19 protein-coding genes, 1 other RNA gene and 1 pseudogene are annotated in these 25,697 nt (G+C 73.5%); 19 read left to right on the top strand and 2 right to left on the bottom strand.

What is annotated here, in order from left to right; translation table 11 throughout:
- Positions 1-141 precede the first annotated feature (141 nt).
- The 3 genes from ACWEO5_RS11825 to prfB all read left to right on the top strand — a co-directional run bounded on the left by ACWEO5_RS11825 (position 142) and on the right by prfB (position 4,454).
- Positions 142-1,926 (top strand): protein kinase domain-containing protein, encoded by a 1,785-nt coding sequence (locus ACWEO5_RS11825; RefSeq protein WP_452162266.1) that lies wholly within the window; start codon positions 142-144, stop codon positions 1,924-1,926.
- A 142-nt stretch (positions 1,927-2,068) separates the two neighbouring features.
- The gene (locus ACWEO5_RS11830) at positions 2,069-3,316 is read left to right on the top strand and encodes a serine/threonine-protein kinase (protein WP_452162267.1); all 1,248 of its coding nucleotides are present in this window, start codon (positions 2,069-2,071) and stop codon (positions 3,314-3,316) included.
- 34 nt (positions 3,317-3,350) lie between these two features.
- Positions 3,351-4,454: a peptide chain release factor 2 gene (gene prfB, locus ACWEO5_RS11835; RefSeq protein WP_344551185.1), complete on the top strand. Its 1,104-nt coding sequence runs from the start codon at positions 3,351-3,353 to the stop codon at positions 4,452-4,454.
- A 154-nt stretch (positions 4,455-4,608) separates the two neighbouring features.
- Here prfB and ACWEO5_RS11840 read toward each other — a convergent pair whose 3' ends face one another.
- A complete protein-coding gene (locus ACWEO5_RS11840) occupies positions 4,609-4,797 on the bottom strand; it encodes a hypothetical protein (RefSeq protein ID WP_344551186.1) in 189 nt (62 codons plus the stop codon).
- Positions 4,798-5,058: 261 nt separating this feature from the next.
- On the opposite strand from ACWEO5_RS11840, the gene ftsE reads away from it, so the two are divergent.
- From ftsE to ACWEO5_RS11890, 10 genes are all read left to right on the top strand, one after another.
- Entirely contained in the window at positions 5,059-5,748 is a 690-nt protein-coding gene (gene ftsE, locus ACWEO5_RS11845; RefSeq protein ID WP_344551187.1) for a cell division ATP-binding protein FtsE, read from the top strand.
- Positions 5,749-5,759: 11 nt separating this feature from the next.
- Positions 5,760-6,668, top strand: coding sequence for a permease-like cell division protein FtsX (ftsX, locus tag ACWEO5_RS11850; protein WP_344551188.1), 909 nt, complete (start codon positions 5,760-5,762; stop codon positions 6,666-6,668).
- 51 nt (positions 6,669-6,719) lie between these two features.
- A complete protein-coding gene (locus ACWEO5_RS11855; RefSeq protein WP_452162268.1) occupies positions 6,720-7,994 on the top strand; it encodes a S41 family peptidase in 1,275 nt (424 codons plus the stop codon).
- 44 nt (positions 7,995-8,038) lie between these two features.
- Positions 8,039-8,521: an SsrA-binding protein SmpB gene (gene smpB / locus ACWEO5_RS11860; protein ID WP_344551190.1), complete on the top strand. Its 483-nt coding sequence runs from the start codon at positions 8,039-8,041 to the stop codon at positions 8,519-8,521.
- Positions 8,522-8,635: 114 nt separating this feature from the next.
- Positions 8,636-9,014: a transfer-messenger RNA gene (gene ssrA / locus ACWEO5_RS11865) on the top strand.
- Positions 9,015-9,208: 194 nt separating this feature from the next.
- Positions 9,209-10,579, top strand: a complete 1,371-nt coding sequence (locus ACWEO5_RS11870) for a nitrate/nitrite transporter (RefSeq protein WP_452162269.1) — start codon at positions 9,209-9,211, stop codon at positions 10,577-10,579.
- A gap of 179 nt (positions 10,580-10,758) precedes the next feature.
- Positions 10,759-11,904, top strand: a complete 1,146-nt coding sequence (locus tag ACWEO5_RS11875) for a uroporphyrinogen-III synthase (protein ID WP_452162270.1) — start codon at positions 10,759-10,761, stop codon at positions 11,902-11,904.
- A gap of 273 nt (positions 11,905-12,177) precedes the next feature.
- Positions 12,178-14,478 carry a HelD family protein gene (locus tag ACWEO5_RS11880; RefSeq protein ID WP_452162271.1) on the top strand — a complete coding sequence of 767 codons (2,301 nt, stop codon included), beginning with the start codon at positions 12,178-12,180 and terminating at the stop codon, positions 14,476-14,478.
- 326 nt (positions 14,479-14,804) lie between these two features.
- Positions 14,805-16,280, top strand: coding sequence for an NAD-dependent malic enzyme (locus tag ACWEO5_RS11885; protein WP_344551195.1), 1,476 nt, complete (start codon positions 14,805-14,807; stop codon positions 16,278-16,280).
- Positions 16,281-16,709: 429 nt separating this feature from the next.
- Positions 16,710-16,991 carry an HU family DNA-binding protein gene (locus ACWEO5_RS11890; RefSeq protein ID WP_014136004.1) on the top strand — a complete coding sequence of 94 codons (282 nt, stop codon included), beginning with the start codon at positions 16,710-16,712 and terminating at the stop codon, positions 16,989-16,991.
- A gap of 72 nt (positions 16,992-17,063) precedes the next feature.
- Here ACWEO5_RS11890 and murA read toward each other — a convergent pair whose 3' ends face one another.
- Entirely contained in the window at positions 17,064-18,428 is a 1,365-nt protein-coding gene (gene murA, locus ACWEO5_RS11895) for a UDP-N-acetylglucosamine 1-carboxyvinyltransferase (RefSeq protein WP_344551196.1), read from the bottom strand.
- Positions 18,429-18,652: 224 nt separating this feature from the next.
- Here murA and ACWEO5_RS11900 point away from each other — a divergent pair, with 224 nt between their 5' ends.
- The 6 genes and pseudogenes from ACWEO5_RS11900 (at position 18,653) to ACWEO5_RS11925 (ending at position 25,696) form a co-directional block, all read left to right on the top strand.
- The gene (locus tag ACWEO5_RS11900) at positions 18,653-19,222 is read left to right on the top strand and encodes a YqgE/AlgH family protein (protein ID WP_452162272.1); all 570 of its coding nucleotides are present in this window, start codon (positions 18,653-18,655) and stop codon (positions 19,220-19,222) included.
- A gap of 58 nt (positions 19,223-19,280) precedes the next feature.
- Positions 19,281-19,556 (top strand): DUF3039 domain-containing protein, encoded by a 276-nt coding sequence (locus ACWEO5_RS11905; protein ID WP_030459614.1) that lies wholly within the window; start codon positions 19,281-19,283, stop codon positions 19,554-19,556.
- Positions 19,557-19,629: 73 nt separating this feature from the next.
- Positions 19,630-21,267, top strand: a complete 1,638-nt coding sequence (locus tag ACWEO5_RS11910) for a beta-N-acetylhexosaminidase (RefSeq protein ID WP_452162273.1) — start codon at positions 19,630-19,632, stop codon at positions 21,265-21,267.
- 237 nt (positions 21,268-21,504) lie between these two features.
- Positions 21,505-22,401 carry an FAD binding domain-containing protein gene (locus tag ACWEO5_RS11915; RefSeq protein WP_344551202.1) on the top strand — a complete coding sequence of 299 codons (897 nt, stop codon included), beginning with the start codon at positions 21,505-21,507 and terminating at the stop codon, positions 22,399-22,401.
- Positions 22,402-22,448: 47 nt separating this feature from the next.
- Positions 22,449-23,027: pseudogene (locus tag ACWEO5_RS11920) on the top strand ((2Fe-2S)-binding protein); the annotation flags it as partial.
- Between the two features lie 347 nt (positions 23,028-23,374).
- Positions 23,375-25,696: a xanthine dehydrogenase family protein molybdopterin-binding subunit gene (locus ACWEO5_RS11925; RefSeq protein ID WP_452162274.1), complete on the top strand. Its 2,322-nt coding sequence runs from the start codon at positions 23,375-23,377 to the stop codon at positions 25,694-25,696.
- The last annotated feature ends 1 nt before the right edge of the window (position 25,697 follow it).

Raw genomic sequence — 25,697 nt, forward strand, 5'->3', positions numbered from 1 at the left:
GGACACCGTTAGAGTTGCCGAAAATACGGGAGCCCGCCCGGCCGGGCGGACTCCCCAGGCCCCGGCGCCGTTCACGGGAACGGGGGAGTGCCGGAACGCGGCCCCGGCAGCGGGCGCCGGGTGACCGAACGGAGTGCACAGGTGCGGCCTGTCGGCAGTAAGTACGTGTTGGAGGAGGGCCTCGGACGCGGCGCGACCGGTACGGTCTGGCGCGGCCGGGTGCGCGAGGACGCGGCGGTGCCGGGCCTGGTGCCCGGGCAGGCGGTCGCGGTCAAGGTGCTGCGCGAGGAGCTCGCCGCCGACCCGGACGTGGTGATGCGCTTCCTGCGCGAGCGCTCCGTCCTGCTCCGGCTGTCCCACCCGAACATCGTCCGCACCCGCGACCTGGTGGTCGAGGGCGAGCTGCTCGCCCTGGTGATGGACCTGGTCGACGGCCCCGACCTGTACCGCTACCTGCGCGAGTCCGGCCCGCTGTCGCCGATCGCCGGCTCCCTGCTGATGGCCCAGATCGCCGACGCGCTGGCCGCCAGCCACGCCGACGGCATCGTGCACCGGGACCTCAAGCCCGCCAACGTGCTGCTGGCCACCCTCGCGGTGGACGGCGACGAGCGGATGCACCCGATGCTCACCGACTTCGGCATCGCCCGGCTCGCCGACTCCCCGGGCATCACCCGCACCCACGAGTTCGTCGGCACCCCCGCCTACGTCGCCCCCGAGTCCGCCGAGGGCCGCCCGCAGACCGCCGCGGTGGACGTCTACGGCGCGGGCATCATGCTGTACGAACTGGTCACCGGCCGTCCGCCGTTCCGCGGCGACAACCCGATGGCCGTCCTGCAGGCGCACCTCGCCCAGGAGCCGCAGCGCCCCGGCAGCATGCCCGAACCGCTGTGGACGGTGGTCGAGCGCTGCCTGCGCAAGGACCCGGCCCAGCGCCCCACCGCCGTCTCGCTGGCCGAGGCGCTCCGGGTGGTCGCGGCCGGCGTCGGCGTGCACGCCACCCCGGCCGCGGTGGACGCCGCGCTGGCCGTCGGCGACCTGCTGGTGCCCGACCCGGCGCTGGCCGCCGCCCCCGCGCCGCACGACGCCACCCTGGCCGGCGGGTACGACCCGGCCGCCGCGACCCAGGTGATGGCGCACCGGCCGGCCGTGCCGGGCGCCGAGGACCGCACCCAGCTGATCGCCCCGCCGCCGGCCGCCCCGGCCGCCGAGCGCACCCGGATGATGCCGCAGGTGCCGCCCGGGGCCGAGCAGCCCCCCGCGCAGCCGGAGGGCCCGCACCCGTGGCAGACCCAGCTGCGCGCCGCCCGGGACCGCAACGCGCAGACCCGGATCGGCTACTTCGAGCCGGAGGACCTGGGCGAGCCGCAGGTCGCCCCGCACCCCTACCAGGCCGGCCGGCACCCGCAGCAGGGCCCCGGCGGCCGCCCGCCGGTCGCCCCGCCGCCGTACCAGCAGCAGGGCGGCCGGCCCCCGCAGGACGGCCGCTACGCCCCGCAGCAGGGCCCGTACCAGCCCCAGCACCCCCAGCGGTCGCCGCAGCAGCACCCGCAGCAGGGCCGCCCGCCGGTCGCCCCGCCGCCGTACCAGGCCCAGCAGCCCGGGCCGCCGCCCGGCTACGACGGCCGGCCGCAGGGCTACGGCGCGCCGCAGCGCCGGCCCGAGCCCGCCCCGCCGCGCCACCAGGAGCCGCCGTACCGGGAGCCGGAGCCGGCCCGCGAGGCGCCCCGGGAGCGGGAGCCGCGGCGGCGCAGCCCGAACCGGATGCGGATCCCCGGCCTGGGCTGCCTCAAGGGCTGCCTGCTGGTGCTGGTGGTGCTGGCGCTGGGCTGCCTGGCGCTGTGGAACTTCACGCCGCTGCCGCACTACTGGGACAACGTGGTCGGCTGGTACCACTCGGCGAGCGACTGGGTCACCAGCCACACCTGACGGTGGAATTGACGGTTTGTCGACAATCCCGCGAAATTCCACCGGATCGGTACCCCTCCGGGGGCCCTCCGGCGCCCCCGGAGGGTCCGCGGGCGCGTAGGTTGTTGGTCGAGCACCGACCTCACGAGCCCACGGAGCAGCATTGGCACGCAAGATCGGCAGCCGGTACACCGTCCACCAGGTGATCGGCCGCGGCTCGGCCGGCACCGTGTGGCTCGGCGAGGGCCCCGACGGTCCGGTGGCGGTGAAGCTGCTGCGCGAGGACCTCGCGGCCGACCAGGTGCTGGTCGGCCGCTTCGTCCAGGAGCGCGCCGCCCTCACCGGCCTCGACCACCCGCACGTGGTCGGCGTCCACGACATGGTGGTCGACGGCAGCGACCTCGCCCTGGTGATGGACCTGGTCCGGGGCAGCGACCTGCGCACCCGGCTGGAGCACGACGGCGTGCTCAGCCCCGCCGTCGCCGCCTCGGTGATCGCCGACGTCGCCGACGGCCTGGCCGCCGCGCACGCCGCCGGCATCGTGCACCGCGACGTCAAGCCGGAGAACGTCCTGCTCGACCTCGCCGCCCCGCCCGGCCCGGCCGGCGCCCCGCGGGCCAAGCTCACCGACTTCGGCATCGCCCGCCTGGTCGACGCCCCCCGCCGCACCCGCGCCACCCGGATCATCGGCACCCCCGACTACCTCGCCCCCGAGATCATCGAGGGCCTGGAGCCGCGCGCCGCCGTCGACATCTACGCCACCGCCACCGTGCTCTACGAACTGCTCACCGGCACCACCCCGTTCGGCGGCGGCCACACCGGCGCGGTGCTGCGCCGGCACGTCACCGAGAACGTCCCCCCGGTCGAGGGCATGCCGGACGGCCTGTGGCGGATCATCTCCGAGTGCCTGGCCAAGGCCCCCGCCTCCCGGCTGCGCGCCGCCGAACTCGCCGTCCGGCTGCGCGAACTGCTCCCCGAACTGGCCGGGGTCGGCCCGCTCGCGGTGCCCGCCCAGCGCGGCGCCCCCGAGGAGGCGCCCACCCCCGGCGAGGCCGTCTACGCCGAGGCCGACGCCGCCACCGGCGGCACCCACCGCCGCCGCCGCGGCCCCGCCGTCCCGCTGGTGCCCGGCCCGCAGCCCGACTCCACCCGGGACACCCACACCAGCCTGCGCCGCCCCTCGGCCCGGGAGCTCGCCTCCTACGCCGAGGAGTCCCGGGCCCAGCGCGACCGGCCCGCCGCCCACCGCCGCACCCGGGCCCAGATGATCCGCCGCCGCCGCACCCTGGCCGTGCTGATCGCCGTCGTCCTGCTGCTCGCCGGGGCCGCCGCCGCGTGGACGGCGTTCGCCGCCGAGCCCCCCGCCGGGGCCGCCGCGGCCGTGCACACCCCCTGGTACCCGAGGTTGTAGCCGAGCCCCCCCGCGGAACCATTACCCTTGAGGCGTGGCAGCCGTCGATCCTTCCGAAGAGCTCAAGAACCTCGACTCGACCATGTCGTCGATCGAGGCAGTCCTCGACCTGGACAAGATCCGGGCAGACATCGCGACCCTGGAGGAGGAGGCAGCCGCCCCCACCCTGTGGGACGACGTCGCGAACGCGCAGAAGGTCACCAGCCGGCTCTCCTTCCTCCAGGGCGAGCTGCGCAAGGTCGAGACCCTGCGCGGCCGGGTCGAGGACCTGGGCGTCCTGTTCGAACTCGCCGAGGCCGAGGACGACGCGGACACCCGCGTCGAGGCCGAGGCCGAGCTGGTCTCCGTGCAGAAGGCCGTCGAGGAGCTGGAGGTGCGCACCCTGCTCTCCGGCGAGTACGACGCCCGCGAGGCCCTGGTCAACATCCGGGCCGAGGCGGGCGGCGTCGACGCCGCCGACTTCGCCGAGCAGCTGATGCGCATGTACCTGCGCTGGGCCGAGCGGCACGGCTACCCGACCGAGGTCTACGACACCTCGTACGCCGAAGAGGCCGGCATCAAGTCCGCGACCTTCAGCGTCAAGGTCCCCTACGCCTACGGCACCCTCTCCGTCGAGCAGGGCACCCACCGCCTGGTGCGGATCTCCCCGTTCGACAACCAGGGCCGCCGGCAGACCTCCTTCGCGGGCGTCGAGGTGCTCCCCGTCGTCGAGACCTCCGACCACGTCGACATCGACGAGGGCGACCTGCGGATCGACGTCTACCGCGCCTCCGGCCCCGGCGGCCAGGGCGTCAACACCACCGACTCCGCGGTCCGCATCACCCACCTGCCGACCGGCATCGTGGTCTCCTGCCAGAACGAGCGCTCCCAGATCCAGAACAAGGCCTCGGCGATGAACGTCCTCCAGGCCAAGCTGCTGGAGCGCCGCCGCCAGGAGGAGCGCGCCGCGATGGACGCCCTCAAGGACGGCGGCTCGTCCTGGGGCAACCAGATGCGCTCCTACGTCCTGCACCCGTACCAGATGGTCAAGGACCTGCGCACCGAGCACGAGGTCGGCAACCCGCAGGGCGTGCTGGACGGGGACATCGACGGCTTCATCGAAGCCGGCATCCGGTGGCGCAAGCAGCGCGAGAGCTGATCGCGCGAGGTGAGGAGGCCGGCTGAGATGAACATCGAGCACAGCATCGAGGCCGGCACCCGGTGGCGCGAGCAGCGCGAGAGCTGATCGCGCAGCGTGAGCACAGCGAAGGGCCCCTCCGCCTCGGCGGAGGGGCCCTTCCCCGTGTGTGGGTTCAGTGCAGCAGTAGGGCGAGCATCAGCACCGCGGCGAACAGCAGCGCCAGCAGCACCGCTGGGTTGAGCGTCGCGAACGGCCCGTGCTGCTCCTGCTGGAGCCGGGCGCGGTTGGCGCGGCAGACCGGGCAGCGGCCGTCGCTCACGCGGCCGTTGCAGTTGGCGCACACCAGTTGGTCGCAGGTCATGCGATCTCCTCCTTGCTGCATAGCCAACGCGCCGGAGGCGGATTCGGTTCCGACTTGCTACCACTCTGCCAGGTTCCGCACCCCGCGGCCCCCGGAGAGGAAGGGTTACCGATCTGTGACGTACCTCGCAATTTACGGTCCGAACCGGAACAACACCTGACGAAACCACGGTCGGTAGGCGTCCGGCGACTGCGGGTGCCGTGGGGCATCGCGTAAGGTCACTGGCTCCGATCCACCTAGGATGGCCCCCGTGATGCAGCCGTGATCAGATTCGACAACGTCTCCAAGACCTATCCCAAGCAGAACCGTCCGGCCCTGGACAACGTCTCGCTGGAGATCGAGAAGGGCGAGTTCGTCTTCCTGGTCGGTTCGTCCGGTTCGGGCAAGTCGACGTTCCTGCGCCTGTGCCTGCGCGAGGAGCGCCCGTCCGTCGGCGCGGTGCACGTGCTGGGCAAGGACCTGGGCAAGCTCTCGAACTGGAAGGTGCCGCACATGCGGCGCCAACTGGGTACCGTCTTCCAGGACTTCCGCCTGCTGCCGAACAAGACCGTCGGGCAGAACGTGGCGTTCGCCCTGGAGGTGATCGGCAAGCCGAAGAGCACCATCAACAAGGTGGTGCCCGAGGTGCTCGACCTGGTCGGCCTCGGCGGCAAGGAGGGCCGGATGCCCGGCGAGCTGTCGGGCGGTGAGCAGCAGCGCGTGGCGATCGCCCGGGCGTTCGTGAACCGGCCGATGCTGCTGATCGCCGACGAACCCACCGGCAACCTCGACCCGCAGAACTCGGTCGGCATCATGAAGCTGCTCGACCGCATCAACCGGACCGGCACCACCGTGCTGATGGCGACCCACGACCAGGCCATCGTCGACCAGATGCGCAAGCGCGTCATCGAACTCGACAAGGGCCTGCTGGTCCGCGACCAGGCCCGCGGCGTCTACGGATACCAGAGCTAGAAGAGAGAAGCATGCGCGCCCAGTTCGTTCTGTCGGAGATCGGCGTCGGTCTCCGCCGCAACCTGACCATGACCATCGCCGTCGTGGTCAGTGTCGCGCTGTCGCTCGCCCTCGCCGGTGCCTCGCTGTTGGTCCGCGACCAGGTCAACTCCATGAAGGACTACTGGTACGACAAGGTCGAAGTCAGCATCTACTTCTGCATCAAGGCGGACCACAACGTGCCGCAGTGCGCGGCGGGTGCGGCCACCGACGACCAGGTCGCCCAGGTGAAGGCCGACCTGGACAAGATGACGCCGCTGGTGCAGAGCTCGACGTACGAGTCCTCCCAGGAGGCGTACAAGCACTTCAAGGACAGCAACCCGGACAACCCGCTGCTGGCGGCGGTCGGCCCGGACGCGATGCCGCAGTCCTGGCGGGTCAAGCTGAACGACCCGACCAAGTTCGACGTGATCCAGAGCGCCTTCGCGGGCAAGCCGGGCGTCAAGTCGGTCGACGACCAGCGCAAGATCCTGGAGAACCTGTTCGGCCTGCTGCGCGGCCTGCAGACCGCGGCGTTCGTGATCATGGTGATGATGCTGTTCGTCGCGCTGCTGCTGATCGTCAACACCGTCCGGGTGTCCGCGTTCAGCCGCCGCCGCGAGACCGGCATCATGCGCCTGGTCGGCGCCTCCAACTTCTACGTGCAGATGCCGTTCATCGCGGAGGCCGCGTTCGCCGCGCTGCTCGGCTCGGCACTGGCCTCGGCACTGCTGCTGGGCGGGCACTTCTTCGTCCAGCACTGGCTCGCCAAGAAGGTGCAGTTCATCACCTTCATCGGCCTGTCCTCGGTGCTGTCGGTCATCCCGCTGCTGGTGGTGGTCGGCATGGGGATGGCGGCGGTGGCCGCGTTCTTCACCCTCCGCAAGTACTTGAAGGTCTGACGCACCGTCGGTGCTACCGGACGGCGCGCCCGCCCGCCTAGACTCGCAGGCATGCCGACAGCACCGCGGGTACGCCAGGGGATGACGCTCGGCCTGGTGTTCGGCGCGGTGCTGTTCGCCGGAGCGGCCTCGGGGGCCTGGGGAGAGCCGGACGGCTCGACCCGGGCCCCTTCGTCGTCCGAGGCCCTCCCGCCCACCGCCGACCTCGCCGGGGCCGACCTGACCCCGCAGCAGGCCCGGCAGCTGGTCGGCGACAGCGGCGACCGGTGGGCCGCCTACCTGAGCCCGCAGCAGTACGCCGACCTCACCGGCGGCCGGTACGCGGGCGTCGGACTGAGCGTGGACCGGGAGGCCGGCGGGCCCACCCTGGTGGCCGAGGTGCTGCCCGGCTCGCCCGCCGCCCGGGCCGGGATCGAGGCCGGCGACCGGCTGGTCACCGTCGACGGGACGCCCGCCGAACAGCTCCCGGTCACCGAACTGGTCTCCCGGCTGCGCGGCGGACCGGCCGGCAGCGCGGTCGCCGTGGGCGTCCTGGACGGGACCGGCCCGGTGCGCCAACTCACCCTCACCCGGGCCGAACTGGCCGCCCGCGAGGTCGAGTCCGACCGCCCGGCGCCCGGCGTGGCCCGGATCGCCGTGCACGCCTTCACCGAGGGCGTCGGCGACCAGGTGCGGGCCGCCGCGGCCGGCGCCGGGGGCGTCGTGCTCGACCTGCGCGGCAACTCCGGCGGCCTGGTCGAGGAGGCCGTCGACACCGCCTCGGTGTTCCTCGACGGCGGGCCGGTGGCCAGCTACCAGGCGAACGGCGAGCACCGCGAACTGACCGCCGCCGCGGGCCGCAGCACCGCCGTCCCGCTGGTGGTGCTGGTCGACGGCGGCACCATGAGCGCCGCCGAACTGCTGGCCGGCGCGCTCCAGGACCGCGGCCGGGCCGTCCTGGTCGGCAGCCGCACCTTCGGCAAGGGCACCGTCCAGCAGCCCAGCCGGCTCGCCGACGGCTCGGTGCTGGAACTCACCGTCGGCCACTACCGGACCCCGGCCGGCCGCTCCCCGGACGGCACCGGCTTCCAGCCCGACGTGCCCGCCGCCGGGGAGGACCCGGAGGCGCTCGCCCTCAAGGTGCTGGACGGGCTGAGCGACTCCGGACCGACCGCGCCCGCCGCCGCCTCGACGCCCGCCCCCGCGTCCACCGCCGCCCCCGCCGCCTCGACGCCCGCCCCCGGAGCCCCCGCCGGGCCCGCCGACCCCGCCGCGCCCGCCGCGTCCCCCGGCCCGGGGGCCTCCGCCGGGCCCGCCACGGCGCCCGCCGGCCCCGCCGCGCCGTAAAGGGGCTGCCGAGCGCGCCGCCGAGGTGCGAGAATGGCCGGGCTATGGCAAAGGAAACGGGCAAGAAGCTGGTCGCGCAGAACAAGAAGGCGCGGCACGAGTACACCATTCTCGACACCTACGAGTGCGGCATGGTGCTCACCGGCACCGAGGTCAAGTCGCTGCGCGAGGGGCGGGCCAACCTGGTCGACGGCTACGCGTACGTCCAGGGCGGCGAGGCCTGGATCGACAACGTGTTCATCCCCGAGTACGCCCAGGGCACCTGGACCAACCACTCGGCGCGGCGCAAGCGCAAGCTGCTGCTGCACAAGATGGAGATCCGCAAGATCGAGTCCAAGGTGAAGGAGACCGGCCACACGCTGGTCCCGCTGTCCCTGTACTTCAAGGACGGCCGCGCCAAGCTCGAACTCGCCCTCGCCGTCGGCAAGAAGCTGTACGACAAGCGGCAGACCCTGCGCGAGCGCCAGGACCGCCGCGAGACCGACCGCGCGGTGGCCGCCGTCCGCCGCCGCACCGGCCAGGGCTGAACCGCCGCCCGCGGTTAATGCGCTGGACCCTTGACGGGCCGGTTGAGTACTATGGGCAGCGCATCACCCGGAGGGCGGTCCGCCTCCCGCCGGAGCTGTTTGTCAAAAAAACATGGGGATGATCGGTTTCGACAGTGACAGTCGAAACAGGAGAAGCGAGCCGAGGAACGCGGCAATGATCTCGTTAACCATCTGTCGCAAAAAAATAATCGCCAACTCTAAGCGCGATTCCCAGCAGTTCGCTCTCGCAGCCTGATCTGCGAAAGTGAATGGGTGTCAGCCCGGGGCGTTCCCGACCCGGATCCTGGCATAATCTAGGGAACTCAACCTTCCACCCCGGTCGCGGGGGTGGCGGGGAAACCAAACAGTGACTGGGCCTGTTGGCGGCTTGTCCGCGTGACCGCCAGGGCCGAGAAAATCACAGCGGACTGCGCTCGGAGAAGTCCTGAATCCACTTCACTGGACCCGGGTTCGATTCCCGGCATCTCCACCACCCCATGTGCATCGCAGAGCCGCCCTCCGCTCCGGAGGGCGGCTCTCGTGCGTTCCCGGACCCTCACACGGCGGGCCGGCGGCGGGTGAGAGGACGGTTCCGCACCCTTCACACCGCACAACGAACCCGAAATCGTGGGCTCCTAGCGTCAGAGGCACAGGGTCCAGAACACCCGCACTCGAAGGAGCGAGCCCATGGACGGCACCACCACGAACGGCAGGACCGGCGGCCGCTGGATCCAGCAGTGGGACCCGGAGGACACCGCTTTCTGGGAGTCCACCGGGCGCCGCACGGCCCGGCGCAACCTCGCCTTCTCGGTGCTCTCCGAACACATCGGCTTCTCGATCTGGAGCCTGTGGTCGGTGATGGTGCTCTTCATGGGCAAGGAGTACGGAATCGACCCGGCCGGGAAGTTCTTCCTGGTCGCCATGCCCACCCTGGTCGGCTCCTTCGTCCGGATCCCCTACACCGTCGCGGTCGCCCGCTTCGGCGGCCGGAACTGGACGGTCGTCTCCGCGCTGCTGCTGCTCCTGCCGACCCTCACCGCCGCGTACGTCATGCACCCCGGCACCTCGTACACCACCTTCATGCTGGTCGCGGCGCTCACCGGCTTCGGCGGCGGCAACTTCGCCTCCTCGATGACCAACATCAACGCCTTCTACCCGGCCCGGCACAAGGGCTGGGCGCTCGGCCTCAACGCGGGCGGCGGCAACATCGGGGTGCCGGTGATCCAGTTGGTCTCGCTCGCCGTGATCTCCTGGGCCGGCGCCGGGCACCCCCGCCTGGTGCTGGGCATCTACCTGCCGCTGATCGTGGTCGCCGCGCTGTGCGCCGCCCTGTTCATGGACAACCTCGCCCCGATGAAGGCCGACACCGGTTCGCTCGCCGCGATCGTCCGGGAGAAGCACACCTGGCTGATGTCGGTGCTGTACGTCGGCACCTTCGGCTCCTTCATCGGCTTCTCCTTCGCCTTCGGCCTGGTGCTGCAGAACCAGTTCGGCCGCACCCCGCTGCAGGCCGCCCAGCTCACCTTCCTCGGCCCGCTGCTGGGCTCGGTGATCCGCCCGCTCGGCGGGAAGCTCGCCGACCGGTTCGGCGGCGCCCGGATCACCCTGTGGAACTTCGCCGCGATGGCCGCCGCCGCGAGCGTCGTCACCTACGCCTCGTCGATCCGCTCGCTGCCGGTCTTCCTCACCGGCTTCGTCGCCCTGTTCGCGCTGGCCGGCCTCGGCAACGGCTCCACCTACAAGATGATCCCCGGCATCTTCGACGCCAAGGCCCAGGACCGGATCGCGGCCGGCGCCGCCCCGGAGGACGCCGCCGCCTGGTCCCGCATGATGTCCGGCGCCGCGATCGGCGTGATCGGCGCCGTCGGTGCCCTCGGCGGGCTCTTCATCAACCTGGCCTTCCGCGAGTCCTTCCTGATCGCCAAGTCCGGCACCCCCGCCTTCGTCTCCTTCCTCGCCGCCTACGCCGTCTGCTTCGCCCTCACCTGGACCGTCTACCTCCGCCGCCCGGCCGCCCCCGCGGCCAGCACCGACGTACCCGCCCTCGCACAGGTCTGAACCACCGTCACACCCCCGGGACCGCCCTGACCGGCAGTGAAACACGCCGGTAATCGGTGCGACCCGGGGGTGACACCGCGACCGGCCACGATTGATCAACCACCCACCCGACCGACCGCCGCCCCTCCGTCCCCAGCCAGGACACCCGGGGGGTGGCGCACCCCAGAGGACGACACCGCATGGCCGACCCGACCCGACGCCTGCAGGACGAACCCGAGCCCGCCGACAGCGGCCCGCTCGCCGGCTGGACCATCGGCATCACCGCCGCCCGCCGCGCCGACGAACTCACCGCCCTGCTCCAGCGCCGCGGCGCGAACGTGCTGCGCGCCCCCGCCCTGCGGATCGTCCCGCTCGCCGACGACACCGAACTGAACACCGCCACCCGCGCCCTGATCGCCGACCCGCCCGACCTGGCCGTCGCCACCACCGGCATCGGCTTCCGCGGCTGGATGGAGGCCGCCGACGGCTGGGACCTCGGCGAGGACCTGCGCACCGCCCTCGGCCACGGCTCCGTGCTCGCCCGCGGCCCCAAGGCCAAGGGCGCGATCCGCGCCGCCGGACTGCGCGAGTCCTTCTCCGCCGCCACCGAGTCCTCCGCGGAGGTGCTCTCCCACCTCCTCGACCGGGGCGTCGACGGCAGCCGGATCGCCGTCCAGCTGCACGGCGCCCCGCTGCCCGGCTTCGTCGAGTCGCTGCGCGCCGCCGGGGCGGACGTCGTCGAGGTCCCGGTCTACCGCTGGCTCCCGCCCGCCGACCTCGGCCCGCTCGACCGCCTCCTCGACGCGACCTGCGCCGGCGCGCTGGACGCCGTCACCTTCACCTCCGCGCCCGCCGCGATCAGCCTGCTCGACCGGGCTGCCGAACGCGGCCGCACCGAGGAGCTGCTGCACGCCCTGCGCCGCGACGTCCTCGCGGTCTGCGTCGGCCCGGTCACCTCCGCCCCGTTCGACGAGCTCGACGTGCCCACCGTCTGGCCGGAACGGATGCGGCTGGGCGCCATGGTCCAGACCCTCACCACCGCCCTCCCCGAACGCGCCCGCCGGCTGCCCGTCGCCGGGCACACCCTCGAACTGCGCGGCCAGGCCGCCCTCGTCGACGGCCACCTGCGCCCCGTCCCCCCGGCCGGGATGGCCCTGCTGCGCACCCTCGCCCGCCACCCCGGCTGGGTCGTCCCGCGCGCCGACCTGCTCCGCGCCCTGCCCGGCAGCGGCGACGACGAGCACGCCGTCGAGACGGCGATGGCCCGTCTGCGCCAGGCGCTCGGCGCGCCGCGGCTGATCACCACCGTGGTCAAGCGCGGCTACCGGCTGACCCTGGACCACTGACCGGGAGCCCCGCCAGGGGCTCGGTCGAGCAACCACCAGGGGCTCGGGGAACGGCGAGCCCGGGTCTGCGAGAGGTTCACTGCCGGAGCGCGCACCTGCTTCCGGTTCTGTCACGGACACGCAGCAGCCTCGACCTCCGATGGGCTCCGGCCGCCAGCAGCACGGGCTCGCCGTTCCCCGAGCCCCTAACTGTGCTCTCCCGCCGTCGGAAAGGTGTCCGGTTTCCCTGTAAGATCTTCCGTCCGCCTTTTTCTCCGCACCTTTGGGGGCTCCTTGGGCGCGCACGGTTCCGCCGAGCACCGATCCGACACTGTCCGCGACCGCGAGATCGCGGGTGAGCAGCGCCACCTCGACACCGTCTACCAGCGGTTGGAGGAGAAGCTGGCCGAGGCGGAGTACATCCTGGAGGACGCCGCCAAGCGGGTGCAGGTCGGCACGCCCGGCGCGCTCGCCGAGCGGGACGCGCAGGTGTACCGGGCCGGTGCCCACCTGCAGCGGTTGAACAACGAGTTCGAGGACTTCCTCTTCGGGCGGATCGACCTCCAGCAGGCCGACGCGCCGGAGGAGCACGGGATCCCGTCCCAGACGCCGCTGGACCCGGCGGACCCGGCCGTCGCCGAGAGCCTGCACATCGGGCGCCTGGGCGTGCTGGACGCCGAGTTCGGTCCGCTGGTGATCGACTGGCGGGCCCCGGCGGCGGCGCCGTTCTACCGGGCGACGCCGCTGGAGCCGGGCCGGGTGATCCGGCGCCGGGTGATCCGGTCGAAGGGCCGGAAGGTGATGGGCGTCGAGGACGACCTGCTCCGTCCCGACCTGGCGCCGACGCTGGGCGGCGAGGAGCTGGCGGTGGTCGGCGACGGCGCGCTGATGGCGACGCTGGGCCGGGCCCGCGGCCACTCGATGCGCGACATCGTCTCGTCCATCCAGAAGGAGCAGGACGAGGTGATCAGGGCCGCCGCCGCGGGCGCCACCCTGGTGACCGGCGGCCCCGGCACCGGCAAGACCGCGGTGGCCCTGCACCGGGCCGCGTTCCTGCTCTACCAGGACCGCCGCCGGTACGCGGGCGGCATCCTGGTGGTCAGCCCGACCGCGCTGCTGGTGTCGTACACCGAGGGCGTGCTGCCGTCGCTGGGCGAGGAGGGCCAGGTGGCGATCCGCGCGGTCGGCAGCCTGGTGGACGGGATCGAGGCGTCCCGGTACGACAGCCCGGAGACCGCCCGGATCAAGGGCTCGGCGCGGATGGTGCAGCTGCTGCGCCGGGCCGCCCGGGCGGCCCTGGAGCTGGGCGCGCCGACCGAGCTGAAGGTGTTCGCCCGGGGCCGGGCGCTGCGGCTGGACGCGGGCCGCCTGAAGGCGGTGCGCGGCAACGTGGTGGGCGGCGGCGGCACGCCGCTGAACCTGCTGCGCCCGCGGGCCCGCCGCCTACTGCTGGACGCGCTGTGGTCGGAGGCGGTGCGCGACCTGCCGAAGCCGACCACGTACGCGGAGCGCGAGCAGCGCCAGGAGGAGCGCGAGTCCTTCGACGAGTACGTGTCCGACGAGGCCCCGTTCCTGGACTTCCTGGACGCCTGGTGGCCCGCGGTGACCCCGCGCCGGGTGCTGGCCACCCTGAAGCAGCACCGGCACACCAACCGGATCGCCCGCCGCGCGGTCACCCCGGAGGAGTCCCGGCTGCTCGCCGCGTCCTGGCGGCACCTGGACGAGCGCGGCGCGGGCGGCCTGTCCGCGCACGACGTGGCGCTGGTGGACGAGCTGCAGGTGCTGCTCGGCGAACCGGCCCGCCCGAAGGTGCGCGAGGTGGACGCGGTCGACCTGCTGACCGGCCTGGACGAGGTCACCACGTACGGCGAGCGGGCGTACCGCCAGCGCGAGCGCGACCGCGTCCCGGAGGAGCGGCGCGAGTACGCGCACGTGATCGTGGACGAGGCGCAGGACCTCACCCCGATGCAGTGGCGGATGATCGGGCGCCGCTCCCGGATGGCGACCTGGACGATCGTCGGCGACCCGGCGCAGTCCTCCTGGCCGTTCCCGCAGGAGGCGCAGGCGGCGATGGACGAGGTGCTGGCGGGCAAGCCGCGCCGCCGGCACACGCTGACCGTGAACTACCGCAACCCGGCGGAGATCGCCGAGGTGGCGGCGAAGGTGCTGGAGCTGGCCGCTCCGGGCACCCCGTCGCCGACCGCGGTGCGGGCCACCGGCGCGCACCCGCGGTTCGCGGCGGTCCGCGAGCCGTCGGCGGCGGCGTTCGGCGCGGCCGCCCGGGCGGAGCTGGAGCGGCTGCTGGGCGAGGTGGACGGCACCGTCGCGGTGGTGGTCCCGATGGACCGCCGGGCCGAGGCGGCCACCTGGACCGCCGGGCTGGGCGACCGGGTGGTCGCGCTGGGCAGCCTGGAGGCGAAGGGACTGGAGTACGACGCCACGGTGGTGGCCGACCCGACCGGCATCGCGGGGGAGTCGGAGGCGGGCCTGCGGGTGCTGTACGTGGCGCTGACCCGGGCCACCCAGCGGCTGACGGTGCTCTCCGGCCCGGACGACCTGCCGGACGCCGCGGGCGTCCCCGCGCTGCTGAAGTAGCGGCGGGAAGCACGGAGGCCCCCCACCTGCGGGTGGGGGGCCTCCGTCACGTTGAACACCGACCCGCCATGCTCGCCTCGCGGCAAGTGGTCCCTCGAAGGGACGAAGGTTGGGCCCGGGGGCTTGGATCGAGCCGGTGCCGTTCCAATGTAACGCATCTGCGCGGACGGGCAAGGAGAACGAGGTCCGGACCGGTCGGTTTGTCGGATCCGCACACTCAACGCACGTTATTTCTGGCGGGCCCTTGGTCGGTGCGACCATCGAGGTCTAGCATGCCGAGCGGCATGAACTTCAACACTTTGTTGATTCAGGAAGAAGGAACGTCGATGGCGACGGTGCCCAGTGTCTCGAACTCGATCACTGTCCGGTTGGAGGTCCCGGCCACCGGCAACGCGGTGAGCTCGATCACCACCGCGGTGGAGTCCTCCGGCGGTTCGGTCACCGGTCTCGACGTCACGGCCTCCGGCCTCGAAGCGCTGCGGATCGACGTCACCGTGGCGGCGTCCTCGGTCGGGCACGGCCAGGAGATCGTCGAGAAGCTGCGCACCATCGACGGCGTGAGCATCGGCAAGGTCTCCGACCGCACCTTCCTGATGCACCTCGGCGGCAAGATCGAGATGTCCTCGAAGCTGCCGATCCGCAACCGCGACGACCTGAGCATGATCTACACCCCCGGCGTGGCCCGGGTCTGCATGGCGATCGCCGAGAACCCGGAGGACGCCCGCCGGCTGACCATCAAGCGCAACAGCGTCGCGGTGGTCACCGACGGCTCCGCGGTGCTGGGCCTGGGCAACATCGGCCCGAAGGCCGCGCTGCCGGTGATGGAGGGCAAGGCGGCGCTGTTCAAGCGGTTCGCGGGCATCGACGCCTGGCCGCTGTGCCTGGACACCCAGGACGCCGACGAGATCGTGGCGATCGTCAAGGCGATCGCGCCGGGCTTCGCGGGCATCAACCTGGAGGACATCTCGGCGCCGCGCTGCTTCGAGATCGAGGCCCGGCTGCGCGAGGCGCTGGACATCCCGGTCTTCCACGACGACCAGCACGGCACCGCGATCGTGGTGCTGGCCGCGCTGACCAACGCGCTGAAGGTGGTCGGCAAGGAGATCGGCGAGATCCGGGTGGTGATGAGCGGCGCCGGCGCCGCGGGCACCGCGATCCTCAAGCTGCTGATGGCGGCCGGCGTCGCGCACGCCACCGTGGCGGACGTCCGCGGCGTGGTCCACGAGGGCCGCGACGACCTGGACGGCAGCCTGCGCTGGATCGCCGAGAACACCAACCGCTCCGGCCGCACCGGCACCCTCAAGGACGCGGTGGCCGACGCCGACGTGTTCATCGGCGTCTCCGCCCCGAACGTGCTGGACGGCGACGACCTGGCCACCATGGCCAAGGACGCGGTCGTCTTCGCGCTGGCCAACCCCGACCCGGAGGTCGACCCGGCGGTGGCCCGGCAGACCGCCGCGGTGGTCGCCACCGGCCGCAGCGACTTCCCCAACCAGATCAACAACGTGCTGGTCTTCCCGGGTGTCTTCCGCGGCCTGCTGGACGCGCAGAGCGCCAGCGTGGACACCGAGATGATGCTGGCCGCCGCCCGGGCGCTGGCCACCACCGTCACCGACGACGAGCTGAACCCGAACTACATCATCCCCAGCGTCTTCCACCCCGGCGTGGCCAAGACCGTCGCCGCCGCCGTCCGGGACGCCGCGCTGGCGGCCCGCGGCGACGCCGAGGCGGCCCCGGAGCGGCCCACCCCGGGCATCGTCGGGACGCTCGACACCGGTGCTTTCCCGGCCGTTCGGCTCTGAGCTCGGCGGCTCCGGCGCCCCCGCCGCGCGCGGGGGCGCCGGAGCCCTTGCGACACAAGGGCAAGGGGCGTGTTTGGGCTTGTCGGTGCCAGGGCGTACGGTAGCCCTGCGGCGGGGAGGCGTGTCCGACAAGTACGGTACGTCCCCGGTCGCGACACGGCGTGTCACCCCGACCGCCGCCCGCTCCGGCCGCTGCCGGAGCCGACGGAGCGTCACACCTCCGTCCGGCGGGCGCTGTTCGGGTCAACCACGCCGGTTCCCGATTGGCTTTCTCAGTGCCGGTCGGGGCAGGATTCGTACCCAGGCGGGCAGTTTGCGGCGCTTCGCGGTGCGAGCCCGGCCCCTGACCACCCCTCGCCTGAACGAGCACCGTCGCGCGGACCGGCCATGCCTCCGCGCACGGCAGAGCAACAGACCACAGGAGTACACATGAACCGCAGTGAGCTGGTGGCCGCGCTGGCCGAGCGTGCCGAGGTGACCCGCAAGGACGCCGACGCCGTGCTGGCCGCCTTCGCCGAGATCACCGGCGAGGTCGTCGCCAAGGGCGACGAGAAGGTCACCATCCCCGGTTTCCTGACCTTCGAGCGCACCCTGCGCGCCGCCCGCACCGCCCGCAACCCGCAGACCGGCGAGCCCATCCAGATCGCCGAGGGCTTCAGCGTCAAGGTGAGCGCCGGCTCGAAGCTGAAGGAAGCCGCGAAGGGCAAGTGACCCCCCGCAGCTGAACGCACCGGTGGCCCGGACCCCCTCGGGGGTCCGGGCCACCGGCTTCTCCCGGGCCGCTCAGGCGGTCAACTGGACCCCGGCCAGCTCGGCCAGCTCGGCCGCCGAGGGCAGCTCGATGTGCGCGCCCAGGTCGCGCAGCTTGTCCATGAAGTTCTCGTAGCCGCGGTTGATCAGGTCGATGCCGTGCACCGTGGAGGTGCCCTCGGCCGCCAGCGCCGCGATCAGGTACGAGAAGCCGCCGCGCAGGTCGGGGATGACCAGCTCGCCGCCCATCAGCTTGGACGGGCCGGAGACCACCGCGGAGTGCTTGAAGTTGCGCGCCCCGAACCGGCACGGGGTGCCGCCCAGGCACTCGCTGTAGAGCTGGATGTGCGCGCCCATCTGGTTCAGCGCCCCGGTGAAGCCCAGCCGCGACTCGTACACCGTCTCGTGCACGATGGACAGGCCGGTGGCCTGGGTCAGCGCCACCACCAGCGGCTGCTGCCAGTCGGTCTGGAAGCCCGGGTGCACGTCGGTCTCCAGGGCGATCGCCTTGAGCTCGCCGCCCGGGTGCCAGAACCGGATGCCCGCGTCGTCGATCTCGTAGGCGCCGCCGACCTTCCGGAAGGTGTTCAGGAAGGTCATCATCGGGATCTGCTCGGCGCCCCGGACGTAGATGTCGCCCTTGGTGGCCAGCGCCGCGCACGCCCAGGAGGCCGCCTCCAGGCGGTCCGGCAGGGCCCGGTGGGTGTAGCCGTCGAGCTCGTCCACGCCGGTGACCAGGATGGTGCGGTCGGTGCCCAGCGAGATGATCGCGCCCATCTTCTGCAGCACGCAGATCAGGTCGACGATCTCCGGCTCGATCGCGGCGTTGCGCAGCTCGGTGACGCCCTCGGCGAGCACCGCGGTCAGCAGCACCTGCTCGGTCGCGCCGACCGACGGGTAGGGCAGCTCGATCTTGGTGCCGCGCAGCCGCTGGGCGGCGACCAGGTAGGTGCCCTGCGGGTGCTTCTCGATGGTCGCGCCGAACTGGCGCAGCACCTCGAAGTGGAAGTCGACCGGCCGGCCGCCGATGTCGCAGCCGCCCAGGCCCGGGATGAAGGCGTGGCCGAGGCGGTGCAGCAGCGGGCCGCAGAACAGGATCGGGATCCGCGAGGAGCCGGCGTGCGCGTCGATGTCCGCGACGTTGGCGGCCTCCACGTGCGAGGGGTCGAGGATCAGCTCGCCGTCCTCGTCGCCGGTGCGGACGGTGACCCCGTGCAGCTGCAGCAGGCCGCGGACGACCTTGACGTCCCGGATGTCCGGCACGTTGCGCAGTCTGCTGGGGCCCTGGCCGAGCAGCGCGGCGACCATGGCCTTGGGGACCAGGTTCTTGGCGCCGCGGATCTGGATCTCGCCTTCGAGCGGGTTACCGCCGTGGACCAGCAGGACGTCGTCGGTCATCGTTCTCGCAATCCGGGTGCGCAGGAGGTTTTCGGCTGCGGAGTTGGGGGAAGGGCCCTTCACCACCACTAGATGGTAGGGGGTGGGCGATTGGTTGCGTTGTGCCCTAATGGTGATCGTGCTGTAGGGGTCGTCGCGCGGCACCGCCACTGGGCCGGACGGGTGGCTCCCGACCGCCGACGCCGGGTGTCCCGGGAAGGCCGGTACGGGGCATGATGTCAGACATGGAAGCGGCCCCCTCGCTCACCGGGCGACTGCTCGTGGCGACGCCCGTGCTGACCGACCCGAACTTCTCCCGGTCGGTGGTCCTGCTGCTCGACCACGACGCCCAGGGGGCGCTCGGGGTGGTGCTCAACCGCCCCACGCCGGTGGACGTCGCGGCCGTGCTCGACGGCTGGGCGCCGCTGGCCGGGGCCCCGGCGGTGCTCTTCCAGGGCGGGCCGGTGGCGCTGGACTCCGCGCTGGCCGTCGCCGTCGTCCCCGGCGAGGACCACGGCGCCGCGCCGCTCGGCTGGCGCCGGGTGCACGGCGCGATCGGCCTGGTCGACCTGGAGGCGCCGCCCGAGGTGCTGGCCGGGGTGCTCGGCGGGATGCGGGTGTTCGCCGGCTACTCGGGCTGGTCCCCCGGCCAGCTGGAGGAGGAGATCGCCGAGGGCGCCTGGCACCTGGTCGACTGCGAGGCGGGGGACGTCTCCTGCGCCCAGCCGGACCGGCTCTGGCGCGAGGTGCTGCGCCGCCAGCGCGGGCCGCTGGCGATGCTCGCCACCTACCCCGACGACCCGCTGCTGAACTGAGGCCGCCGCTCCTCCCGTGGTGGCCCGGTTCCGGGCGGCCCCCATAGACTTGGCACCCATGAGCACTCTTGAGCCCGAGCGCGGTCTCGGCACCGGCACCCTGGTCGAGCCCGTCCCGCAGACTTCGCACGGGGACGGCGACCACGAGCGCTTCGCCCACTACGTCCAGAAGGACAAGATCATGGAGAGCGCGCTCTCCGGATCCCCCGTGGTGGCGCTGTGCGGCAAGGTCTGGGTGCCCGGGCGCGACCCGAAGAAGTACCCGGTCTGCCCGATGTGCAAGGAGATCTTCGACGGGCTGAACAACCCCGGCGGGGACGACAAGAAGGACTGACCTCCGGTCACCTGCGCAAACACCCCCCAACTGGTCTATGCCAATCGGGGCGGTCCGGGGCAGGATGGGGCACATGGACCTCATCCCCGCCCCGTCGCACGTCCAGACCCGCACCGACGCGCCGCCCTTCGTCCTGCACGCCGGCTCCCGGATCGCCGCCGCCCCCGGCACCGCGGCCGCCGCCCGCCGGCTGCGCGCCGAACTCTCCGCCGCCACCGGCTTCGACCTGGACCCGGCCCCGGCCGGCGAGGCCGGCGACCTGGTGCTGGAGCTCGACCCGGCGCTCGGCGCCGAGGAGTACCGGCTGCAGGCCGACGCCACCGCCGTCCGGCTCACCGGCGGCAGCACCGCGGGCCTCGCGCACGCCGCGCAGACCCTGCGCCAGCTGCTCGGCCCCGACGCGTACCGCAGCGCCCCGCTGCCCGGCGCCGACTGGACGGTGCCCGCGGTGGAGGTTTGCGACGCGCCCCGGTTCGGCTGGCGCGGCGCCATGCTCGACGTCGCCCGGCACTTCATGCCCAAGGCCGGGGTGCTGCGCTTCATCGACCAGCTCGCCGCGCACAAGCTCAACGTCCTGCACTTCCACCTGACCGACGACCAGGGCTGGCGGATCGAGGTCAAGCGCTACCCGAAGCTCACCGAGGTCGGCGGCTGGCGCGAGCGCTCGATGGTCGGCTACCGGGCCGGCGGGCGGCGCGACGACCAGCCGCACGGCGGCTACTACACCCAGGACGACCTGCGCGAGATCGTCGCGTACGCGGCCGCCCGGCACATCACCGTCGTCCCCGAGATCGACCTGCCCGGCCACAACCAGGCCGCCATCGCCGCCTACCCCGAGCTCGGCAACACCGACGTGGTCGACACCGCCGCGCTCGGCACCTGGACCGACTGGGGCGTCAGCGAGAACATCCTCAACCCCTCCGAGGTCACCCTGCGCTTCTACGAGGGCGTGCTGGAGGAGCTGCTGGAGATCTTCCCCTCCACCTTCGTCCACCTCGGCGGCGACGAGTGCCCCAAGGACCAGTGGAAGGCCAGCCCCGCCGCGCAGGCCCGGATCGCCGAACTCGGCCTGAAGGACGAGTTCGAGCTGCAGAGCCACGTCATCCGGCACTTCGACCGCTGGCTGGCCGAGCGCGGCCGCCGGCTGATCGGCTGGGACGAGATCCTGGAGGGCGGCCTCGCCCCCGGCGCGGCCGTCTCCTCCTGGCGCGGCTACGAGGGCGGGATCGCCGCCGCCAACGCCGGGCACGACGTGGTGATGTGCCCCGAGCAGCACGTCTACCTCGACCACCGGCAGGCCGACGGCGAGGACGAGCCGGTCCCGGTCGGCTGGGTGCGCACCCTGGAGGACGTCTACCGCTTCGAGCCCGTCCCGCCGCAGCTCGACGAGGCCGCCGCCGCGCACGTCATCGGCACCCAGGCGAACCTGTGGACCGAGTTCATGTACAGCGGCCGGGACGTCGACTACAAGGCGTTCCCCCGGCTGGCCGCGTTCGCCGAGGTCGCCTGGTCCGACCTGCCGCGCGACCCGGACGCGCGCGACTGGGCCGGCTTCGAGCGCCGGATGGCCGGCCACTACCCGCGGCTGGACGCCCTCGGCATCGAGTACCGCCGCCCGGAGGGCCCGCGCCCCTGGCAGCGCAAGCCCGGCGTCGTCGGCCGCCCGCTGGCCGGGAAGCCCGGACCGTCCGGCGAGAACACCGCCCCGTGAGCCGGCGGCGCCCGTGACGGAGCGTCAGTGGCGGGGAACTCCGGGCGAGGTCCGAACGTCCTGACCAGGTGAACAACCGATCACCCGGGACACGACCTGATCGCGGCCGCGTCCGGAGTTGTCCCGAGTTGTTCGGACCTGTCCGCGACCCGGGAAATGATCAGCGGTCTTTGTGTGCCAGAGTTGCCCAACCCGCACCGATCGCCCGTACCCTACGGGCGGCAGGCCGCACTGCAAATGGAGCACGGTGGGAACCTGGTGAACCGGACGATCATGTTGCCGGCCTCGGTCGACGAGGCGGTCGAAGCGCTGGCCGTCACCCCCGGGGCGGTGCCGGTGGCGGGCGCCACCGACCTGATGGAGGCGGTCAACGCCGGGCGGCTGCGCCCCGGCGCGCTGATCGGACTCGGCCGGATCACCGAACTGCGCGGCTGGCGCTACGAGGACGGCGGCACCGCCGTCCTCGGCGCCGGACTCACCCACGCCCGGATGGACCGCCCCGACTTCGCCGCGCTCATCCCCGCCCTCGCCGACGCCGCCCGCACCGCCGGACCCCCGCAGGTGCGCAACGTCGGCACCCTCGGCGGCAACATCGCCACCGGCGCCCCGGCCGGCGACACCCTCCCGGTGCTCGCCGCCCTGGAGGCCACCGCCACCCTCGCCCGGCCCGGCGCCGTCCGCGACGTGCCGATCAGCCACCTGCTCACCGGACTCGACCCGCTGCGCCCCGGCGAACTCCTCACCTGGGTGCGGGTCCCGCTGCTGCACGCCCCCCAGGTCTTCCTGAAGTCCACCGGCCGCAGCGGCCCGGCCCGCGCCGCCGCCTCCGTCGCCCTCGTCCTCGACCCCGCCCGGCGCGGCGTGCGCTGCGCCGTCGGCGCCGTCGCCCCCGTCCCGCTGCGGCCGCTGGAGGCCGAGAACTGGGTGGCCGGCTGCATCGACTGGGACGCCCGCGGCGCCGACGGAGCGGTCCTGATCGACCCCGCCGCGCTCGCCGCCTTCGGCGAGTACGTGGCCGGGGCGTGCGTCCCCGAGGGCGGGGCGCACGGAGAGGGGGCGGGCGCGGACGCCGCCCGCCTGCGGCGTACCGTGGCGGTGCTGGCCCGCCGGGCACTGGGAAGGGCGCTCAAGTGACGGACGAACTGCTGAACCACCCCGGGGCGCTCACCGGCGACGTGCGCCCCACCGCCTCCTACACGCTGCGGGTCAACGGCGTCGACCGGCCCGTCACCGACGCCTGGATCGGCGAGAGCCTGCTGTACGTGCTGCGCGAGCGGCTCGGCCTGGCCGGCGCCAAGGACGGCTGCGAACAGGGCGAGTGCGGGGCCTGCACCGTCCAGGTCGACGGCCAGCTGGTCAACGGCTGCCTGGTGCCCGCCGCGCTCGCCGCCGACAGCGAGATCGGCACCGTCGAGGGCCTCTCCGGCGCGGGCGGCGCCAGCGACGTCCAGCAGGCGCTCGCCGACTCCGGCGCCGTCCAGTGCGGCTACTGCACCCCCGGCCTCGCCATGGCCGTGCACGACCTGCTGCAGCGCAACCACCGGCCCGGCGAGGTCGAGGCCCGGCAGGCGCTCTGCGGCAACCTGTGCCGCTGCACCGGCTACCGCGGCGCGCTCGCCGCCGTCCAGGCCGTCGCCGACGCCCGCGAAGCCGCCCTGGAAGCCGAACTCACCGCCGCCGAACGGGCCGCCGCCGCGGGCCCGGCCGCCGAACCCGCCCCCCGGGCCGCCGCCGAACCCCCGCACCCCGACCGGGGCGGCGAACTCCCGCTGTACGCCGACTCCGAACTCTGGCACGAGGCCGACCAGCTGATCCCCGCCCAACCCCAGGGCGAGACCCCGCGCACCGGCGGCTACGCCTACCCGCCCACCCCGCCGCACGGCACCCCCGTCCCGGCCGACTGGCAGCACGCACCCGCCGCCGCCGACCCGTTCGGCACCGCCCCCGCAGAGCCCGCGCCCGCCGGCCCCGACCCGTTCGGCACCGCCTACCAGGACGCGGGCGCCTACGACGACACCGTCTACGCCACCGACGGCTACGGCACCCAGTACCCCGGCTACGACGCCACCCCCGCCCACGGCATCCGCCTCCCCGAGGACGAGAACGCATGACCTCCGCCACCGAGCTCCCGGCGGCCGCCCCCGCGGACCCCGAGACCGGCACCACCGGCCTCGGCACCTCCCCGCTGCGCACCGACGCCCTGCCCAAGGCACTGGGCATCTACCCGTACGCCGCCGACCTGTGGGCCGAAGGACTGCTCTGGGGCGCCGTGCTGCGCTCCCCGCACCCGCACGCCCGGATCCTCTCGGTGGACACCGCCCCCGCCCTCGCCATCCCCGGCGTGCACGCCGTGGTCACCGCCGCCGACCTGCCCGCGGGCCCCGACGGCACCCCCGACGGCGCCCCCCGCGGGCCGGTCACCGCCGACCGCCCGGTGCTCGCCGCCGACGTCGTGCGCCACCACGGCGAACCCGTCGCCGCCGTCGCCGCCGACCACCCCGACACCGCCCGGCTGGCCGCCGCCGCGATCCTGGTCGAGTACGAGCCGCTGGAACCCGTCACCGACCCCGAGGCCGCTTTCCACGCCCCCCCGCTGCACCCCGACGGCAACCTGCTGCGCCACCTGCCGCTGCGCACCGGCGACCCCGACGCGACCGGCGACGTCGTCATCGAGGGCCTCTACCAGGTCGGCCGGCAGGACCCGGCCCCGATCGGCGCCGAAGCCGGCCTCGCCGTGCCCCGCCCCGACGGCGGCGTCGAACTGCACCTGTCCTCCACCGACCCGCACGGCGACCGCGACCGCACCGCCGCCTGCCTCGGCATCGACCCCGACCGGGTCCGGCTCGTCGTCACCGGCGTCCCCGGCGCCACCACCGACCGCGAGGACCTCTCCTTCCTGGTCACCATGGCCCTGCTCGCGCTGCGCACCGGCCGGCCGGTCAAGATGGCCCTCACCCGCGCCGAGTCCTTCCAGGCCCACACCACCCGGCACCCCGCCCTGCTCCGCTACCGCCACCACGCCGACGCCGACGGTCGGCTGGTCAAGGTCGAGGCGCAGATCCTGCTCGACGGCGGCGCCTACGCCGACGTCTCCGCCGAAGCGCTGGCCTCCGCCGTCGCCTTCTCGGTCGGCCCCTACACCTGCCCCAACGTCTTCGTCGACGCCTGGGCGGTGCGCACCAACAACCCGCCGGCCGGCCGGATGCGCGGCGAGGGCGCCCTGCAGACCTGCTTCGCGTACGAGTCCCAGCTCGACCAGCTCGCCAAGCAGCTCGGCCTCGACCCGCTGGAGGTCCGCCGCCGCAACGCCATGACCACCGGCGACCCGCTGCCCACCGGCCAGGCCGTCACCTGCCCCGCCCCCGTCGAGGCCCTGCTCGACGCGCTCGACACCACCCCGCTGCCCGCCCTCCCGCTCGACGACCCCGAGGCCGCCTGGCTGCTGCCCGGCGGCCCCGGCGGCGCGGGCGACCCCGCCGCGGTGCGGCGCGGCATCGGCTACGCGGTGGGCATGGTGCACATGCTCGGCGCCGAGGGCGAGGACGAGGTCGCCACCGCGACCGTCCGGGTCTCCGGCGACCACGCCACCGTGATCTGCGCGGCCGTCGACTCCGGCCAGGGCTTCGCCACCCTGGCCCGGCAGATCGTCCAGTCGGTGCTCGGCGTCAGCGAGGTCTACATCGCGCCCGTCGACTCCGACCAGTCCGCGGCCGGCCCGTCCGCCCGCGGCCGGCACACCTGGGTCTCCGGCGGCGCCGTCGAACGGGCCGCGCTGATGGTCCGCCACCAGATGCTGCAGCCGATCGCCGCCGACTTCGGCATGTCCGTCGAACTGCTCACCATCAACGACGGGAAGATCACCTCGTACGACGGCGTGCTCGGCATGCCGGTCGGCGAGGCGCTGGAGGGCCGCGAGCTCTGGGCCACCGCCCAGTGCCGCCCGCACCCCACCGAACCGCTCGACCCCGAGACCGGGCAGGGCGACGCCTTCGTCTCCATCGCGTTCTGCGCGATGCGCGCCGTCGTCGACGTCGACATCGAACTCGGCGCGGTCCGGGTCGTCGACGTCACCGTCGCCCAGGACGTCGGCCGGGCCCTCAACCCCCGGCAGATCGAGGACCGGATCGAGGGCGCCGTCGCCCAGGGCGTCGGACTCGCCCTGCTGGAGAACCTGCGCACCGAGGGCGGCGTCCCGGTCAACGCCTCGCTCACCGGCTACCGGCTGCCCACCGCGCTCGACACCCCCGACGTCCGGATCGCCGCCCTGCTGGAGGAGCGCGACGTGGTCGCCCCCTTCGGCGCCAAGGCCGTCAGCGCGGTGCCCGCCGTGGTCGCCCCCGCCGCGGTCGCGGCCGCGGTCCGGGCCGCCACCGGGCTGCCGGTCGGCCGGCTGCCGATCCCGCCGGAGGACGCCACCGTCCTGGCCTGAC

The organism is Kitasatospora sp. NPDC004272 (assembly GCF_053603035.1).

Coding starts and splice junctions, on each gene's coding strand:
- ACWEO5_RS11840 (WP_344551186.1), bottom strand. CDS start 4,797: ATGACCTGCGACCAACTGGTGTGCGCCAACTGCAACGGCCGCGTGAGC.
- ftsX (WP_344551188.1), top strand. CDS start 5,760: ATGCGCGCCCAGTTCGTTCTGTCGGAGATCGGCGTCGGTCTCCGCCGC.
- ACWEO5_RS11855 (WP_452162268.1), top strand. CDS start 6,720: ATGCCGACAGCACCGCGGGTACGCCAGGGGATGACGCTCGGCCTGGTG.
- smpB (WP_344551190.1), top strand. CDS start 8,039: ATGGCAAAGGAAACGGGCAAGAAGCTGGTCGCGCAGAACAAGAAGGCG.
- ACWEO5_RS11870 (WP_452162269.1), top strand. CDS start 9,209: ATGGACGGCACCACCACGAACGGCAGGACCGGCGGCCGCTGGATCCAG.
- ACWEO5_RS11875 (WP_452162270.1), top strand. CDS start 10,759: ATGGCCGACCCGACCCGACGCCTGCAGGACGAACCCGAGCCCGCCGAC.
- ACWEO5_RS11885 (WP_344551195.1), top strand. CDS start 14,805: ATGGCGACGGTGCCCAGTGTCTCGAACTCGATCACTGTCCGGTTGGAG.
- ACWEO5_RS11890 (WP_014136004.1), top strand. CDS start 16,710: ATGAACCGCAGTGAGCTGGTGGCCGCGCTGGCCGAGCGTGCCGAGGTG.
- murA (WP_344551196.1), bottom strand. CDS start 18,428: ATGACCGACGACGTCCTGCTGGTCCACGGCGGTAACCCGCTCGAAGGC.
- ACWEO5_RS11900 (WP_452162272.1), top strand. CDS start 18,653: ATGGAAGCGGCCCCCTCGCTCACCGGGCGACTGCTCGTGGCGACGCCC.
- ACWEO5_RS11905 (WP_030459614.1), top strand. CDS start 19,281: ATGAGCACTCTTGAGCCCGAGCGCGGTCTCGGCACCGGCACCCTGGTC.
- ACWEO5_RS11910 (WP_452162273.1), top strand. CDS start 19,630: ATGGACCTCATCCCCGCCCCGTCGCACGTCCAGACCCGCACCGACGCG.
- ACWEO5_RS11915 (WP_344551202.1), top strand. CDS start 21,505: ATGGAGCACGGTGGGAACCTGGTGAACCGGACGATCATGTTGCCGGCC.
- ACWEO5_RS11925 (WP_452162274.1), top strand. CDS start 23,375: ATGACCTCCGCCACCGAGCTCCCGGCGGCCGCCCCCGCGGACCCCGAG.